The following is a 15,823-nucleotide window of genomic DNA, read 5'->3' on the forward strand; positions in this document are numbered from 1 at the left end:
AAAAGGACTCCACTTCCATGTCATCCATCACGCTCCAGAACCTCGTCAAGAAGTACGACGACGGATTCCCCGCCGTCAACGACATCTCCATCGACATCGAGGACGGCGAGTTCATCATCCTGGTGGGGCCTTCAGGCTGCGGCAAGTCCACGCTGCTGCGCATGATCGTCGGCCTCGAGGACATCACCGAGGGCGACCTGCTCATCGGGGGAGAGCGGGTCAATGAAAAGGCTCCCCGTGAGCGCAACCTCGCCATGGTCTTCCAGAGCTACGCGCTGTACCCCCACCTGACCGTGTACGAGAACATCGCCTTCCCGATGCGGCTGACCAAGGGGCAGTTCACCAAGGAGCAGATCGACGAGAAGGTGCAGTACGCCGCGACGATGCTGGAGCTCACCGAGCACCTGGACCGCAAGCCCGCGAACCTCTCGGGCGGTCAGCGTCAGCGGGTGGCGATGGGCCGTGCGATCGTGCGCGACGCCGACGCCTTCCTCTTCGACGAACCGCTCTCGAACCTGGACGCCAAGCTCCGTGGCCAGATGCGCGCCGAGATCGCCCGCCTCCAGCGTGAGCTCAACACCACCAGCGTGTATGTCACCCACGATCAGACCGAGGCCATGACGCTCGGGGACCGGGTGGCGGTGCTCAAGAAGGGCCTGCTCCAGCAGATCGCCTCACCGCGCGAGCTCTACGAACAGCCCGCCAACCTCTTCGTGGCAGGATTCATCGGCTCACCCTCGATGAACTTCCTGCCCGGCACTGTGGAGGGCAACGTGTTCTCCACTCCACTGGGCGAGATCGAGATCCCGGACCGCGCCGCGAAGGCCGGAGCGGGACGTGACATCGTGCTCGCAGGCATCCGACCCGAGTTCTTCGAGGACGCGACCCAGCTCAGCGACGTGCAGCTCTCGAAGGGCACCACCTTCACCGCAGAGATCAGCCACAGCGAGTGGCTGGGCAACGAGCAGTACGCCTATGTCGGCTACGAGACCGATGAGCGGGTGGCGGATGCGCTGCAGAACCTGGCAGAGGAGATGGATGCCGATGAGCTGCGCACCCAGCTGGTGGTCGAGGTCGATGCCACCTCGCGGTTCCGCGGGGGAGACACCGCCGAGCTGTGGCTGGACACGCGGCGGATGCACCTCTTCGACCCGGTCTCCGGGGAGAACCTCACCCGGGATGAAGAGGCAGGAGCGGAGCTGACCCGGGAAGCACGCGAGGATCGCCGTCGCGATGCGGAGCGGTTCGCAGCCGCCAAGAAGGAGTGAACTGCGGCCAGGTGTGGTGTGGGCCGGCACGACTGGTGACCGAAGGGCATATCCCCTGGCCAGCCTGGGGTGCTAAGTTGTTCGCAGACAAACGAACTGGTCAGCAGGACACCGACGTCGTCGTCGGCGGTCTCCTGCCCCCGTGACCGCGAGGTCGAGAGTGGAGCCGAAGCTATGAGCACCGTCCCGGATGAGCTGCAGTACAGCGCCGAGCACGAATGGATCGCGACCACCGCAGATCCCAGCGTGGTCCGCGTCGGAATCACCGACTTCGCCCAGGATGCCCTGGGTGAGGTCGTCTATGTGGAACACCCCGAAGTGGGCGCCACCGTGGCAGCCGGTGACGTCGTCGGCGAGGTCGAGTCCACCAAGTCCGTCTCCGACATCTACGCGCCGGTGGCCGGAGAGATCGTGACCGTGAACTCCGACCTGGATGCGAACCCCGGCTCGGTGAACACCGACCCCTATGCGGCCGGATGGCTCTTCGAGGTGAAACTGGCCGAGTCCTCAGGGTTGGACGCCCTGCTGACTGCCGAGGACTATAGAAACCAAGTAGGCTGAAGACCCCTGATGGACCGCCCCAGGAGAGGAGGCGACGTGGATACTACACGTGGGAACGACAACGTTCAGAGTGCAGCGGAGACGACCAGCATCTCACTGCCTCCAGTTGAAGCGCAGGCAGGAGAGCCGCACCTCTCGGAGGACGATCAGCAGGCGATCGCGGCCCTGCCCAGGAACTCCGCGCTGCTGATCGCCCATACCGGAGGGAACCAGGGTGCACGGTTCCTGTTGGATCAGGACCTGACGAGCGTCGGACGACACCCGGAGGCCGGCATCTTCCTTGACGATGTCACCGTCTCGCGGCGTCACGTGGAGCTGCTCCGCGAGGGCAGCAAGTTCCAGGTCAAGGACCTGGGCAGCCTCAACGGCACCTACGTCAATCACGACCGGGTGGACGAGTACCGGCTCAAGCCCGGTGACGAGGTGCAGATCGGCAAGTTCCGGCTGACCTTCTATGCCGGGTCCAGAGATTCCGACTGACCGGTGAATCAAAATGCGCGGGCGAGTAAGACCGGCACGTTATCCTGAGGCTGATTTCGTTCCTTCCCCACAGCCCGAAAGAGGACACGCAGTGAGTGCTTCCCCAGCGCCGAGGCCTAAGCCGGCCCCGACCTCGCCTGAACCTGCCACCTCACATGTGTTCACGATCTCTGAAGTGCTGCGCGAGCTGCAGAACGAGTTCCCGGATCTCACGGCCTCCAAGCTGCGCTTCCTCGAGGAGCGCGACCTGGTGGAACCGGCCCGCACCGCGTCGGGATATCGCAAGTACTGTGCCGCGGACGTCGAGCGGCTGCGCTTCATCCTCGCGCTGCAGCGGGATCGCTACATGCCCCTGGACGTCATCAAACAGACGATGGACGCCATCGATTCAGGGGAGACCCCGGAGGCGCTGCCCCAGGCAGCGCCTGTGGGTCCGCGTGAGGTCACCGATGAGATGGCGGCCCAGATCACCGGTCGCATCCGCCCGATGTCCCGCAAGGAGCTGCGCGCCCACTCCGGCGCCACCCGCGGGATGCTCGATACGTTGGAGAAGTTCCGGATCATCCAGGCTGATGCCGAAGGCAATTACAGCCACCACGATCTCAAAGCGGTCAAGGCCGTCCGGGTCCTGGCGCGCTATGGGCTGGAGCCCAAGCACCTGGCGAACATCCGCCGCTCGGCCGACAATGAGCTGGACCTGATCGCCCGGGCGATGGCTCCGCACGCCGCACGCAAAGACACTGCGGCGCGCGCCCGGGTGGCAGAGTCCTCCAAGGAGATGCTGCAGTGCCTCAAGGACCTGCGCGCCTCCATCATGGACACCTCGGTGGAGCAGCTGGACAAGAACTGACTTAGACTTGAGCCATGGAGAGCCAGCTGGTTCCGATGGATGTCGTGGGTGTTCGGATCGAACTCCCGTCCAAACAGCCTGTGGTCGTGCTCCGCGGTGCAGAGCCCGGTCTGGAGAACCTCCACGTGGCGGTCCTGGTGGGTCCGGCGGAGGCCAACGCCGTCGCCATGGCCATGGAGAAGAAGGTCCCTCCGCGCCCGATGACCCACGATCTGCTCGCCGAGGTGATGACCCGGCTCGGCTCCGGGGTGCGATCCGTGGAGATCAGCATGCTCGACTCCTCCACCTATCGCGGCACCATCACCCTGGGCAGCGGCCGAAGCTTCGACTCACGGGCCTCCGATGCCATCGCAGTGGCCGTGCGCGTGCAGTGTCTGGTGACCATGGACCGCGAGACGCTGAACCGGGTGGGCATCACCCCGCGCACCGCCGCGACCGGCCAGCGCCCCATCTCTGAGGACGAGATCAAAGAGTTCCAGCGCTACCTCGAGGACGCGGAGCCCGAGGACTTCGAGTGAGCCTGCCCGCACCGACTAGTGCAATGCGGCGACACGCCGTAGAGTAAAATTCGAATGTCTTTGACCCTTGGCGGCTGTCGCCATACCGTCAAGGGACAAGGTTTCCGCATGCATCACCCGGGTCGCTCGATCGATCCAGGGTGGAGCTCACCCAGCGGGTTCCAGCACTTCAGGAAGGTACCAGGTGGGTCCAGAATCGCACGCGGACGCTGAACGCATACGGCCGGGGCAGGCAGCTGCCCAGCAGCCGCTGTTCAGCGACGGCCTGCCCGAGCTGGACGAGGAACTGGGATACCGCGGACCGGTGGCCTGCGCCGCGGCCGGCATCACCTACCGTCAGCTGGACTACTGGGCCCGGACCAAACTGGTCCAGCCCTCCATGCGCAATGCGGCCGGTTCCGGCTCCGCTCGCCTCTACTCCTTCCGCGACGTGCTGGTGCTCAAGGTGGTCAAGCGCCTTCTCGACACCGGCGTCTCGCTGCAGCAGATCCGGACCGCCATCGAACACCTGCGTGAGCGCGGGGTGGATGACCTGGCGCAGATCACGCTGATGTCTGACGGCGCCTCGGTGTACGAATGCACCTCCGCCGATGAGGTCATCGACCTCGTGCAGGGCGGTCAGGGCGTCTTCGGCATCGCGGTGGGCCGTGTCTGGCGCGAAGTCGAAGGAAGCCTGGCCGAACTCCCACGCGAGCGCACCGAGCCGGAACCGTCGCTTCTGACGGGCGAAGCCACCGGGGCAGAGGACGAGCTCGCGCAGCTGCGCGCCCGGCGTCGCTCCCAAGCCTCCTGAGCAGCCTCTCCGAGCCGCATGGCCAGGGGTGAACTCTCTCACCTAACACGTTGAGGGGCGGATTCTCCGAGCATCTGAGGCCGTATTGGCCCCTGAACGCTCGGAGAATCCGCCCCTCAACGGCTGTGGAGTGGGGGACTCAGAGCAGCTGCTTGAGCAGCTGGTCGAAGGACTTCGCGAGATCCCTGACCTGGTCTCCGGGCCACTGGTGCGCCGGATAGGCAGCACCCTGGATCTGCTGCCAGAACGGATTCTCCTCCAGCACCGGGAGCATCAGCTTCTCCTTGTAGAGCCGCTCCATCTCCAGCAGGCGGTACTCGTGCTCGGTGGAGTCCGCGCGAGCGCGGTTGACCACGACGCCGGCGGACTTCAGCTGCGGAGCGTACTCGTTGGAGAACATCCGGATGGCGCGCATGGTCCGCTCGGTTCCGGCCACTGAGAACAGGCTCGGTTCGGCGACCAGCAGCACACCGTTCGACGCCGCCCACCCGATCCGAGTCAGCCCGGCCAGCGAGGGCGGGCAGTCCACGAGGATCAGGTCGTAGCCGGTCACGCCGTCGAGCAGGGTCTTCAGTCGGCGCATGTCCCGCGGACGGATGTCTGGGCGGTCGAAGGTGGCGGAGAGCGCGGAGCCCACGATCACGTCGAGCTTCGCCGTGGAGCGTCGCTCCTCGGGCAGCAGGTCCACCCATCCGGAGCGCACCACGTGCTCGCTGAGCTTGGCGCGCTTCGCGTCACGCAGCAACTGCCCTGCCTCGGTGCCACTGCCGCGCTTCACCGCCAGACCCGTGGTGGAGTCCGCATGGGGGTCAAGGTCGACGACGAGGGTCCGCACCCCCTGTTGGAGGGCGGCCGAAGCCAGGCCCATGGTGACCGAGGTCTTACCGACCCCGCCTTTCAGGCTGGAAACGCTCAAGATCTGCACGGTACCCATCATAGGGATGATCGGCACAGGAACTCATTCCGGCGCTCCGCGCGGCGAGGCTCAGTCGATCTTCATCTCGCCCATCTCTTCCCAGCCCTCGCCTTCGACCTGGCGGGAGATGATCTTCGGGGTGGAGACCAGGGCCTGTGCCATCGCGCCCTCGGAGCTCGTGGCCTGCTGGAAGTGCGCGGACTCGACGTGGGGGCCGGCGGCGTCGTCCTCGAACGCCTCGATCAGCACGTACTCGTTGGGGTTTTCCACGCTGCGCGACCAGTCGAACCACTTATTGCCCGGCTCTGCCCGGGTGGCCTCGGTGAAGGAACGGGTGATCTCGGGCCACTGCTCGGCAAACTCGGGCTTGACCTGGAACTTCACGACGATGAGGATCATTTTCTCTCCTTGGGATGCAGGGGGTTCGGCTGAGGAGGCGCAGTGCGCGACGCTAGGGACAACCCTGCCACGGGCTGCAAGATTCCCGTGGGTGAGCCGCTCGTCGGGCCCGTAGGATTGGATCATGGCCCACTATGACCTTTCCATCATCGGCTCCGGCTCCGGGAATTCCCTGATCACACCCTTCTGGGACGATAAGCGCGTCGTCCTGGCGGACAAGGGTTCTGGCGGCATGGGCGCCTTCGGCGGGACCTGTCTGAACGTGGGCTGCATCCCCACGAAGATGTTCGTCCGTCCCGCTGCGCTGGCTCGCGGTCCGGAGGAGGCCGCCCGGCTCAACGTCACCCAGGAGACCACCGACGTCGACTGGCCAGCGATGCGCGACCGGATCTTCTCCCGCATCGACTCGATCTCCACGGGTGGACGCCGCTATCGCGAGGGGCTCGATCATGTGGACCTCGTGGCCGAGAAGGTCACGCTCACGGGAGACTTCAGCCAGGCGCCCTTCGCATTCGTCGCTGAGTCAGGGGTGCGGGCCGAGGCCGACCGGATGGTCATCGCTGCCGGTTCACGTCCGGTGCTGCCGCAGGTGCCCGGCATCGACCTCCCCGGGGTGCACACTTCCGATACCGTCATGCGCATCGAGGAGCGACCAGAGAAGATCCTGATCATCGGTGGAGGCTATATCGCCTGCGAGTTCGCCGGGGTGTTCTCGGCATTCGGGACCGAGGTCCTTCAGATCAACCGCAGTCGGGGCTTGATGAACGCGCTGGACGCGGACATCGCTTCGGCGTTCTCGGCCGAGGCCGAGCAGAACTGGACCGTGCGCTACGAACGCACCGTCACCAGCATCACCGAGCAGGGCCAGGGACTCCGGGTGGAACTGGTCACCTCCGATGGGCGGGTCGAGGACCACGACGTGGACTTGGTTCTGGTGGCCATCGGCCGCACGCCGAACACCGATCTTGTCGGTGCCGCCGAAGTGGGACTGGATGTCCACTCGGACGGTCGCCTGGCGGTGGACGAGTATCAGCGGGTGCTCATGCAGGGTGATCCCGTGGAGGGTCTGTACGCGCTGGGGGACATCAGCTCCCCGGCCATGCTCAAGCATGTGGCGAACCAGGAGGCCCGCGTGGTCGCGCACAACCTGGAGCATCCGGACACGATTCGTCCTTCCCGCCATGAGGCGATCCCCGCAGCAGTCTTCTCCTTCCCGGAGATCGCCCAGGTCGGGCTCACCGAAGCTCAGGCCGAAGAGGCCGTGGGTGCCGAGAATCTGACCACCAAGATCCAGAACTACGGCGACACCGCCTACGGGTGGGCAATGGAGGACAGTCACGGGATCTTCAAGGTCATCGCCGATCGGCGCAGCGGCCAGATCCTCGGGGCGCATGTGCTGGGGCACCAGGCCTCGAACCTCATCCAGCCGGTCATCCAGGCGATGAGCTTCGGCCAGGACGCCTACACCGCAGCGCGCGGCCAGTACTGGATCCATCCCGCGCTCATGGAGGTCACGGAGAACGCCCTGCTCGGCCTCGAGGTCCCTATCCCCGAGGACGCGCCGCTCTGAGAACCCCGCTCTGGCCTAGGTCTTGCCTTTCGCTCTGAGCATCCGTTGAACCATCCGCAGGGACTGTCCGGTGAACCGGCCGGGGCCCCGCGGTCAGGAATGGAATGCGAACAGTGCCAGTTGTGGGGAGTGAAGCACCACGACGAACACGCGATACGACTGATCCGACGCCGGGAGCAAGCCGCTCCCGTCCCGAAAGGAGCCTGATATGGCTGAACGCGTAGATTTCTGGTTCGACCCGCTGTGCCCCTTCGCCTGGGCCACCTCCCGGTGGATCCGCGAAGTGGAGCAGGTCCGCGACATCGAAGTGCATTGGAACGTGATGAGCCTCGGCGTGCTCAACGAGGACAACAATCCCTCACCGGCTGAAGACGCCGAGCAGCTTGCCCGCTGGATCCCCGCCCGCACCGCGACCGCCGTCGCGCTGAAGCACGGCGAGGAGAAGGTCGGCGAGTTCTACACGGCCGCCGGCACCGAGATCCACAACAACGGCAACAAGGACTTCGAGGCCGCCACGCTGAACGCACTTCGCGCCGTGGGCCTCGAAGAGGACCTCCTGGCCGAGGCCAAGACCGACACCAACGACGACGAGATGCGCGCCTCCCACAACAGGGGCATCTCCCAGGTGGGTCAGGACGTCGGCACGCCGATCGTCGCGTTCCAGGGGACGGCCTTCTTCGGCCCGGTCATCACCCGCATCCCGCGCGGCGAGGACGCCGGAAAGATCTTCGACGGCGCCGTGGCGCTGGCGCAGTACCCGTACTTCTTCGAGCTCAAGCGCTCCCGCACGGAGTCCCCGGTCTTCGACTGATCGACTCCGCTGCAGCACGAGAACGCCGGTGAGGGCACTGCCCTCACCGGCGTTCTTCTGCGTTCACCGCGGGGCTCAGTCTTCGCGGATCACCTTGTGCTGGGCCGCCTGGGCCACGGGGCGGACCACCACCTGATCCAGGTTCACGTGATGGGGCAGCGTGACGGCGGTGGCGATGACCTCGGCGATGTCCTCGGCCACCAGGGGCTTCTTCACCCCGCGATAGACGGCCTCGGCCGCCGCAGCATCTCCGCGCAGCCGCTTCGCGCTGAACTCCTCGGTGTGCACCATGCCGGGAAGCACCTCGATGACGCGGATATTGTGCTCGGCCTCCTCCAGGCGCAGTGCCCCGGTCAGCGCGTGCTCACCGAACTTGGCAGCGTTATAGCCGGCCCCACCCTCGTAGGGGTCGAGCGCCGCGGTCGAGGTGACATTGAGGATCGTCCCTTCACCGTGGGCGCGCAGCATCGGGATGAAGGCGCGAATCATGTTGAGCGGGCCCAGCACATTGACCTCATACATCCACCGCCAGTCCTCGGCGTGCCCGTCGGCCACGGAGTCTATGCCCAGCGCACCGCCGGCGTTGTTGATCAGCGTGTCGATCCCGCCGGCGGCTGTGACCTCGGCCAGCGCAGCGTCCACCTGCTCCGGATCGGTCACATCGCAGATGAGCGGGATGATCCCCTCCTGCTCGGCCAGGCTTTCGAGCTTCTCCGCCCGGCGAGCGACGGCGAAGACCCGCCAGCCCTCCGTGGTGAGTCGATGCGCGGTGGCCGCGCCGATTCCGGAGGAGGCGCCGGTGACCAGCGCGCTGCGGGTGGTGATGTCAGTCTGAATCATGAGTACAGCCTAGTGAGGCCGAGGGGCCGTCACCATGTGATGGTCGAATGGTGAGACGCGCCGACTCGGGACCTTGCAGACCGCACCGGCAGAGACAGACGATCAAGGACCAGCTGTCGGGTCGGACCCAGGTCGCTGAGGTCCCACACGCTGTGCCGGGCACCGCGCGCCCAGCGCACGGTCTCCCCGAGGTCCCGGGTCAGCGAGTCGCGCCGTTCAACCATGGCGCGTCGGACGTCTCCCGCACCCCAGGCATACCGGTGCCCGACGGCGGCATCCTGCAGGATCTCGGTGGGTTCGCCCAAGGTGCGCAGGGCCCAAGTATGCGCGAGTCCCGGCCGCGCGGCGTCGGCCAGGGCCATGGAGCCGTAGAACCGTCCGTTGAGGTCGATCAGGTGCGGCGTCCCGTCTTCGGCCAGCAGGAACTGCAGCTCGACGAGCCCCTCCCAGCCGATATCGCTGAGCAGGGACTCTGCCCGGGCGGCCAGTTCGTCCTCCACGGGAACGGTGTGCGCCCGGGTCGAGACCCCGTTGGGGGTCGGGAACACCCGAGAGCTGATCTGCTGGACTCTGCCGTCGAGCCGTCCGTGATGGAAGAGGCCCACCAGGGCGGTGAGCGAACCCTCGACCGGCTTCTGCAGCACTGCGCGGGCGCCAGCGACGTGGATGCGTTCCATCTGGGGCAGGGCCTGGCGGGGACCGTCGAAGCGCTGCGCTTCAATGCGGTACGGCATGGTCTGCCCCGGACTCCAATGCTCACGGCATTTGACCACCACCGGTCCGATCCACAGACGCAGCGCCTCGGGTGTGGCAGCAACTGTGCGGGGAGTGGTGATCCTGGCGCGCGCCGCCGCCTGGGCGAGCTCCAGCTTGTCCAGCGCGATGCGCACGGCGCTGGACGGGGGATGAGCCACGGGAACCGGAATCTGCTCACGGAACTCGGCGAGGGCAGCCATCCAGTCATCGCCGGCGCCGAAGACGATGTCGTAGCCTCCGCTGCGCACAGCCGTTTGGACATCGTGGACGAAGGCGGCGCTGTCACCGCGGGGACGGGCGACCACATGACGCCGTGCGCAGGCCTTGGAGGCGGTCACCATACCTCCGCCGTCGGGGGTGCCGACACCCACGGTCCAGCCTGCGCGGTGCAGGGCGCGCACTGCGGCGAGCGAGCCCCGGTCGCGGGCGGTGCTGACGATCAAGGCTCGACGGTGCGTCACCTTCGTGACTCTACCAACGGTTCACCTCCCGTTCAGTGAGGCGCCGCGGGTTAGGCTGTGACGCGCCAGAGACCACGGAAGAGGAACGATCATGCTCGGGGGAACGCGATGAGCCGGCGGGGGAGCGGGGCAGAGGGCTCGGGACGTTTCAGCGTCTCCCGGGCCGCTCTGCTGGTGACCGCGCTGACAGCCGCCTCCACCCTGCTCGGGCTGCTGCGCGACGTCGTCATCGGTGCTGTCTACGGTGCCGGGCCGGAGCTCGACGCCTACCTCGTCGCACAGGGTCTGATGAGCATCGTGCTCGGCCTGGTCGCGGACGCTGTCTCACGCTCGGTCACCCCCAGGGTCGCTCGTGAGGCGGCGGCGGAGTCCGGGCATTGCCGCGGGCACCGGGGCTTCGACGTCGCGCTGACCGTCACCCTGGTCGCGCTGGGTCTCGCCGGGGTGATGGTGGGACTGCTCGCCGGCCCGGTGACCTCGCTGATCGCGCCGGGGTTCAGCGGGGAGCAGGCCGACGTCGCGGCCTCCCTCACCCGGGTGATGCTGCTCGCCACGGTGCTGGTCGCCGGCACTGACCTGCTCGCCTCACTGGTGCAGGCCCACGGGCGCTTCGCCTGGTCCTCCCTGGAGGGCGTGCCGTTCAACATCATCATGATCGGCGCGGCCGCGCTGTTCGGGCCTCAGCACGGGGTGGTGGCGCTCGCCGTCGGCTTCGTCCTCGGCTCCGGCGCGCGGCTGGCCATGCAGCTTCCTCCGGTGCGCAGGATCGGGATTCCGCTGCGCGCCCGGGTGAATCTGCGCGACCCGGGCTTCCTGGAGATCGCCCGCCTGGTGCCGCCGATGCTGATCGGCACTGCGGTGGTCAACGTGAACACGCTGGTGGACCGCGCGGTGGGTTCCACCCTGCAGGAGGGGGCGATCACGGCACTCTCCTACGGCTGGCGACTGATCCACCTGCCCGAGACGCTGGTGATCACCGCACTGCTGGTCCCGCTCTACCCCGCGCTGAGCGCCGCGGCCTCAGATCGCAGGGAGGTGCGCGGTCTGGTCCGGCAGGGCATGGCGGTGACGGTGACCGTGCTGACCCCGCTGACGGTGCTGCTGGTGCTCGCTGCTCGGCCGGTGGTGGACCTGGCCTTCGGCCACGGGGCCTTCGAGGCCCAGGCCGTCACGGACACGGCGCTCGCCGTCGCCTGGTACGCGCCGGCGCTGATCGCGCTGGGCTGCCGGCAGATCGTGGTGCGCGCCTCCTATGCGGTGGGCGACGCCGCCTCACCGGTGGTGGTGGCGGTGCTGGCGATGGTGCTCAACGTGGCGGGCGACCTGCTGCTCGCGCCGATCATGGGGATCGCCGGCATCGCCGCGGCGACCACCGCCTCGCTGGTGCTCGCGGCGGTGTTGAACATCTGTCTGCTGCACCGCCGACACCGCGGGGTGGACCTGCGAGGCGCCGCAGGACTGCTCAGCCGCGCGCTCGGCCTCGGGCTCCTCGCGCTCGCCGCCGGCTACACGGTGTCCACAGCGTCCTGGATGCCGGGCAACCTCATGCCCGCGCAGCCCGACGCCGGGGCCTCCGCCTCGGCAGGTGTGCTCGGCGCGGTGGTGATCGCCGCCGTCGTCGCGGCGGTCTATGTGCTCGGCCTGATCCTGCTGCGCGCACCGGAGCGTTGGGTCCTGGCGCGCGGGGTGAACCTGCTGCGCCGCGGCCGCTGATTCACGGGTCAGCGGCTGATGGGGCGGCAGTGCTGAGGGTCCACGGCGCAGGCCGGAGCTTGCGACATCCGGTGCGAACGGTGGCCGGCTTCGTGAAAGAATGGCCCAATGGCTGAACAGATCACGGGCACAGACGCGCCCGTCAAGACCCCCGACGTGCCCGAGAAGCCCGCCCTGGAGGGCCTGGAGGAGAAGCTCCACGCCGCCTGGCAGGCAGAGGAGATCTACCACTTCGACGAGGACACCGAGCGGTCCCAGGTGTATTCCATCGACACGCCCCCGCCCACCGCCTCGGGTTCGCTGCATGTGGGACACATGTTCTCCTACACCCAGACCGATGTGATGGCGCGCTTCATGCGCATGTCGGGCAAGAACGTGTTCTACCCGCTGGGCTGGGACGACAACGGACTGCCCACCGAGCGGCGAGTGCAGAACTACTACGGGGTGCGCTGTGATCCCGCCCAGCCTTACGACCCCGACTACACCCCGCCGGAGAAGCCCGCGAAGAACCAGCGAGACTGGGACGCGATCAGCCGGCAGAACTTCATCGAGCTCTGCGAGACGCTCACCGTCGAGGACGAGAAGATCTTCGAGGACCTCTTCTCCCGGCTCGGTCTCTCTGTGGACTGGCGGCAGACCTACCGCACCATCGACGACGACTCCCGCGCCGCCTCCCAGCGGGCGTTCCTGCGCGACATCCAGGCCGGCAACGCCTACACCGCGCAGGCGCCGACGCTGTGGGACATCACCTTCCGCACGGCCGTGGCCCAGGCCGAGCTCGAGGCGAAGGACCACCCTGGCGCGTATCACCGCTACCCGTTCACCGTGAAGGACACCGGGGAGCAGGTCTTCATCGAGACCACCCGCCCGGAGCTGCTGCCCTCCTGTGTGGCGCTGGTCGCCCACCCTGACGACGAGCGATACCAGCACCTCTTCGGCACAACCGTCATCTCGCCGCTCTTCGGCGTGGAGGTCGAGGTCAAGGCCCATGGCCTGGCGCAGCCCGACAAGGGCTCCGGCGTGGCGATGATCTGCACCTTCGGCGACATGACCGACGTGACCTGGTGGCGCGAGCTGCAGCTTCCCACCCGCGCGCTGATCGGCCGCGACGGCCGCTTCTCCCGCGAGATCCCGGAATGGATCACCTCCCAGACCGGTGCTCAGCACTATGAGCAGCTGGCCGGCAAGACCGTGCACTCCGCCAAGGAGGCAGTGGTCGAGCTGCTCAAGGCCGAGGACCTGCTCGACGGCGAGCCGAAGAAGATCACCCACGCGGTGCACTTCTACGAGAAGGGTGACAAGCCGCTGGAGGTCGTCACCTCCCGGCAGTGGTACATCCGCAACGGCGGGCGCGACGCCGGACGGCGCGAGAAGATGATCGCCCGCGGCAAGGAGATCTCCTGGCATCCGGCCTTCATGCGCTCGCGCTACGAGAACTGGGTGGAGGGCCTGAACGGGGACTGGCTGGTCTCCCGGCAGCGCTTCTTCGGCGTGCCGATCCCGGTCTGGTACCCGCTGAACGCCGACGCCGAGCCCGACTACGACAACCCCCTGCTGCCTGCGGAGACTCAGCTTCCGGTGGACCCTGCCTCGCGGGTCCCGGACGGCTACGAGGAGTCTCAGCGCGGCGTCGCCGGTGGCTTCATCGGTGAAGCCGATGTGCTCGACACCTGGGCGACCTCGGCGATCACCCCGCACATCGCGGGCCGCTGGGAGAAGGACAACGACTTCTTCAACAAGGTCTTCCCCTTCGACCTGCGCCCGCAGGGTCACGACATCATCCGCACCTGGCTCTTCGCCTCGGCGGTCCGCGCGAACTCGCTGAACGATTCGGTGCCGTGGACCAACACCGCGATCTCGGGCTGGATCCTCGATCCGGACCGCAAGAAGATGTCCAAGTCCAAGGGCAACGTCGTGGTCCCGACCGAGCCGCTGGAGCAGTTCGGCTCCGACGCGGTGCGCTACTGGGCCGCCTCGGCGAAGCTCGGTGCCGACACCGCCTACGAGGTCGCGCAGATGAAGATCGGGCGACGCCTCTCGATCAAGCTGCTGAACGCCTCGAAGTTCGCGCTGAACCTCGGGGTCACCGAGGGCCACATCATCACCGATGAAGCGGGGACTGCGGTGCTCACCGAAGCGCTGGATCGTGCCCTGATCGCCGAGCTGCGCACCGTGGTGGATCAGGCGACCAAGCACTTCGCTGACTATGACTACGCTCGGGCGCTTCAGCTGGTGGAGTCCTTCTTCTGGTCCTTCACCGACGACTACGTGGAACTCGTCAAGGACCGCGCCTACGGGTCTCGTGGGGAGGAGGCGCAGGCCTCCGTGCTGGCGGCGCTGGCGACCACGCTCGACTCGCTGCTGCGGCTCTTCGCGCCGATCCTTCCCTTCGTCACCGACGAGGTCTGGCGCTGGTGGCGCCATGGCTCGGTGCACGCCACGCAGTGGCCCGCGCCCGCTGGTCTGGAGTCCGTGCAGGGCTCCGCCGGGATGCTGGAGACCGTGGCGCAGGTGCTCTCCGGGCTGCGCAAGGTGAAGTCGGAGGCCAAGGTCAAGCAGCGCACCGAGGTCATCAGCGCGCGCATCTCCGCTCGCAAGCAGACCTTGGCGCACATCGAGGCGGCGCTTCCCGACGTGCAGGCCGCCACGCGGTCCCGCTCGCTGGAGCTTCTCGAGCAGGCCGACGCGGGTCAGTCCGTGCTGGTCACCGACGTGCAGCTCGCCGAAGAAGAGCAGCCCGCCCAGGTCTGACCCCCCTCCGCCCGCGCCGCGCAAATTATCGTAGAGCTCTAGCAAATCGTCGTGCTATAGCTCTACGATTCCGCAGGAGCTCTACGATAATTCGCGGGAGGAAGCGGTCAGGGGCGGGGTCAGTCGTTCTCGACGTTCGCGGTGCGGATCTCGAGCACGCCTTCGATCTCATGCAGCGCTTCGAAGAGCTGCTCACGCCCCACCCGCTGGGTGCGCGTGAAGGTCATCGTCGCGTCCACGGCGAATCCGTCGGCGACCTCCATCCGGCGGGTGCGGACCAGCCGGGTCTCATAGCCCAGCTGCGAGGCTTCTCCGAGGATCTCGCGCAGGATCCCGCGGCCATCGGCGTAGCGCACCACGTACCGCTCGGAGCGATCGTGCCGGGGGAGTCGTCGCACGAGTGTGGTGATCAGTGTGACGGCCAAGAGGTAGAGCAGCGCGGTGAGTGCGGCGATCATCGGCATTCCGGCGCCGCAGGCCATGCCCACCGCAGCCGTCACCCAGATGGACGCCGCAGTGGTCAGCCCGGAGACCATGTTCTGCCGCACGAACACCACGCCGGCGCCGATGAAGCCGATGCCGCTGACGATCTGTGCGGCGATCCGGGATGGATCCAGCACCACGTCGCCGCCGAGCAGATGTGAGAACCCGTAGGCGGAGACCAGGGTGAACAGCGCCGAGCCCATGCCCACCAGAATGTGCGTGCGCGCCCCCGCGGATTTCTGCCGCACGTCGCGCTCGATGCCGATCGCCGCCGAGAGGACGAACGCGCTCACCAGAAGCAGCACCTGGGTGCCGAAGGTCTCCGGAAAGAGATCGATCTCCATGGGTCTTGAATCCTCTGCTCATCGGGGGTGCATGCATGACGCGGGGAAGGCCGTCCGGCCTGCGCGGAATCTAGCACGGTCGTGTGACGCTCAGGTTCTGCGCGGAGTCAGCAGACCCAGTAGACTAGCCGCATCAGCTTGGACCCGGCTATCACCGGTGAGCTTCCGGCGGAACAGGCCCGCGGCATGACGCCGTCACGGCCCCAGTAGAACCGGACGGGTAAGCCCGTCACAGCAGTCATGGAGAGGCCCGACGACGGCGCACCCTCACCTCCCTCACAGGAGCGCGGGACGCGCATCAGGCGGGCA

Annotated in this window: 15 protein-coding genes; 10 read left to right on the plus strand and 5 right to left on the minus strand. The window is 67.2% G+C overall.

What is annotated here, in order from left to right; genetic code table 11:
* Positions 1-17 precede the first annotated feature (17 nt).
* The 6 genes from H4W26_RS00595 (at position 18) to H4W26_RS00620 (ending at position 4,470) form a co-directional block, all read left to right on the plus strand.
* On the plus strand, positions 18-1,268 hold the full coding sequence (locus H4W26_RS00595; protein WP_192590264.1) for an ABC transporter ATP-binding protein: 1,251 nt from the start codon (positions 18-20) through the stop codon (positions 1,266-1,268).
* Between the two features lie 174 nt (positions 1,269-1,442).
* Positions 1,443-1,829 carry a glycine cleavage system protein GcvH gene (gene gcvH / locus H4W26_RS00600; RefSeq protein WP_192590265.1) on the plus strand — a complete coding sequence of 129 codons (387 nt, stop codon included), beginning with the start codon at positions 1,443-1,445 and terminating at the stop codon, positions 1,827-1,829.
* A 9-nt stretch (positions 1,830-1,838) separates the two neighbouring features.
* Positions 1,839-2,309: an FHA domain-containing protein gene (locus tag H4W26_RS00605; RefSeq protein WP_192590266.1), complete on the plus strand. Its 471-nt coding sequence runs from the start codon at positions 1,839-1,841 to the stop codon at positions 2,307-2,309.
* Positions 2,310-2,400: 91 nt separating this feature from the next.
* Complete coding sequence (gene ftsR, locus H4W26_RS00610) at positions 2,401-3,159, plus strand: transcriptional regulator FtsR (protein WP_318779719.1); 759 nt, start codon at positions 2,401-2,403, stop codon at positions 3,157-3,159.
* Positions 3,160-3,173: 14 nt separating this feature from the next.
* Positions 3,174-3,677 (plus strand): bifunctional nuclease family protein, encoded by a 504-nt coding sequence (locus H4W26_RS00615; protein WP_192590268.1) that lies wholly within the window; start codon positions 3,174-3,176, stop codon positions 3,675-3,677.
* 184 nt (positions 3,678-3,861) lie between these two features.
* On the plus strand, positions 3,862-4,470 hold the full coding sequence (locus tag H4W26_RS00620; RefSeq protein ID WP_378626046.1) for a MerR family transcriptional regulator: 609 nt from the start codon (positions 3,862-3,864) through the stop codon (positions 4,468-4,470).
* Positions 4,471-4,609: 139 nt separating this feature from the next.
* Here H4W26_RS00620 and H4W26_RS00625 read toward each other — a convergent pair whose 3' ends face one another.
* Together H4W26_RS00625 and H4W26_RS00630 are read right to left on the minus strand one after the other, a co-directional pair.
* Positions 4,610-5,395 carry a ParA family protein gene (locus tag H4W26_RS00625; RefSeq protein ID WP_192591930.1) on the minus strand — a complete coding sequence of 262 codons (786 nt, stop codon included), beginning with the start codon at positions 5,393-5,395 and terminating at the stop codon, positions 4,610-4,612.
* Between the two features lie 60 nt (positions 5,396-5,455).
* Entirely contained in the window at positions 5,456-5,785 is a 330-nt protein-coding gene (locus H4W26_RS00630; protein WP_192590269.1) for a putative quinol monooxygenase, read from the minus strand.
* Positions 5,786-5,909: 124 nt separating this feature from the next.
* Between H4W26_RS00630 and H4W26_RS00635 the strand changes: the two genes are divergently transcribed.
* Together H4W26_RS00635 and H4W26_RS00640 are read left to right on the plus strand one after the other, a co-directional pair.
* Positions 5,910-7,355: a mycothione reductase gene (locus H4W26_RS00635; protein WP_192590270.1), complete on the plus strand. Its 1,446-nt coding sequence runs from the start codon at positions 5,910-5,912 to the stop codon at positions 7,353-7,355.
* 208 nt (positions 7,356-7,563) lie between these two features.
* On the plus strand, positions 7,564-8,166 hold the full coding sequence (locus tag H4W26_RS00640) for a mycothiol-dependent nitroreductase Rv2466c family protein (RefSeq protein ID WP_192590271.1): 603 nt from the start codon (positions 7,564-7,566) through the stop codon (positions 8,164-8,166).
* A gap of 75 nt (positions 8,167-8,241) precedes the next feature.
* Here the strand turns inward: H4W26_RS00640 and H4W26_RS00645 are convergent, their stop codons facing one another.
* Positions 8,242-9,006, minus strand: coding sequence for an SDR family oxidoreductase (locus H4W26_RS00645; RefSeq protein WP_192590272.1), 765 nt, complete (start codon positions 9,004-9,006; stop codon positions 8,242-8,244).
* Positions 9,007-9,035: 29 nt separating this feature from the next.
* Positions 9,036-10,223 (minus strand): hypothetical protein, encoded by a 1,188-nt coding sequence (locus H4W26_RS00650; RefSeq protein WP_192590273.1) that lies wholly within the window; start codon positions 10,221-10,223, stop codon positions 9,036-9,038.
* Between the two features lie 108 nt (positions 10,224-10,331).
* Here H4W26_RS00650 and murJ point away from each other — a divergent pair, with 108 nt between their 5' ends.
* Together murJ and valS are read left to right on the plus strand one after the other, a co-directional pair.
* Positions 10,332-11,936: a murein biosynthesis integral membrane protein MurJ gene (gene murJ / locus H4W26_RS00655; RefSeq protein ID WP_192590274.1), complete on the plus strand. Its 1,605-nt coding sequence runs from the start codon at positions 10,332-10,334 to the stop codon at positions 11,934-11,936.
* A gap of 108 nt (positions 11,937-12,044) precedes the next feature.
* The gene (gene valS / locus H4W26_RS00660) at positions 12,045-14,687 is read left to right on the plus strand and encodes a valine--tRNA ligase (protein ID WP_192590275.1); all 2,643 of its coding nucleotides are present in this window, start codon (positions 12,045-12,047) and stop codon (positions 14,685-14,687) included.
* A gap of 119 nt (positions 14,688-14,806) precedes the next feature.
* On the opposite strand, the gene H4W26_RS00665 is transcribed toward valS, so the two are convergent.
* Positions 14,807-15,514, minus strand: a complete 708-nt coding sequence (locus tag H4W26_RS00665; protein WP_192590276.1) for an MgtC/SapB family protein — start codon at positions 15,512-15,514, stop codon at positions 14,807-14,809.
* Positions 15,515-15,823: the final 309 nt, after the last annotated feature.

This window comes from Nesterenkonia halotolerans (assembly GCF_014874065.1).
GTDB lineage: Bacteria > Actinomycetota > Actinomycetes > Actinomycetales > Micrococcaceae > Nesterenkonia > Nesterenkonia halotolerans.

Coding starts and splice junctions, on each gene's coding strand:
- H4W26_RS00615 (WP_192590268.1), top strand. CDS start 3,174: ATGGAGAGCCAGCTGGTTCCGATGGATGTCGTGGGTGTTCGGATCGAA.
- H4W26_RS00665 (WP_192590276.1), bottom strand. CDS start 15,514: ATGGAGATCGATCTCTTTCCGGAGACCTTCGGCACCCAGGTGCTGCTT.
- H4W26_RS00595 (WP_192590264.1), top strand. CDS start 18: ATGTCATCCATCACGCTCCAGAACCTCGTCAAGAAGTACGACGACGGA.
- H4W26_RS00630 (WP_192590269.1), bottom strand. CDS start 5,785: ATGATCCTCATCGTCGTGAAGTTCCAGGTCAAGCCCGAGTTTGCCGAG.
- H4W26_RS00645 (WP_192590272.1), bottom strand. CDS start 9,006: ATGATTCAGACTGACATCACCACCCGCAGCGCGCTGGTCACCGGCGCC.
- H4W26_RS00605 (WP_192590266.1), top strand. CDS start 1,839: ATGGACCGCCCCAGGAGAGGAGGCGACGTGGATACTACACGTGGGAAC.
- valS (WP_192590275.1), top strand. CDS start 12,045: ATGGCTGAACAGATCACGGGCACAGACGCGCCCGTCAAGACCCCCGAC.
- H4W26_RS00640 (WP_192590271.1), top strand. CDS start 7,564: ATGGCTGAACGCGTAGATTTCTGGTTCGACCCGCTGTGCCCCTTCGCC.
- H4W26_RS00635 (WP_192590270.1), top strand. CDS start 5,910: ATGGCCCACTATGACCTTTCCATCATCGGCTCCGGCTCCGGGAATTCC.
- murJ (WP_192590274.1), top strand. CDS start 10,332: ATGAGCCGGCGGGGGAGCGGGGCAGAGGGCTCGGGACGTTTCAGCGTC.
- gcvH (WP_192590265.1), top strand. CDS start 1,443: ATGAGCACCGTCCCGGATGAGCTGCAGTACAGCGCCGAGCACGAATGG.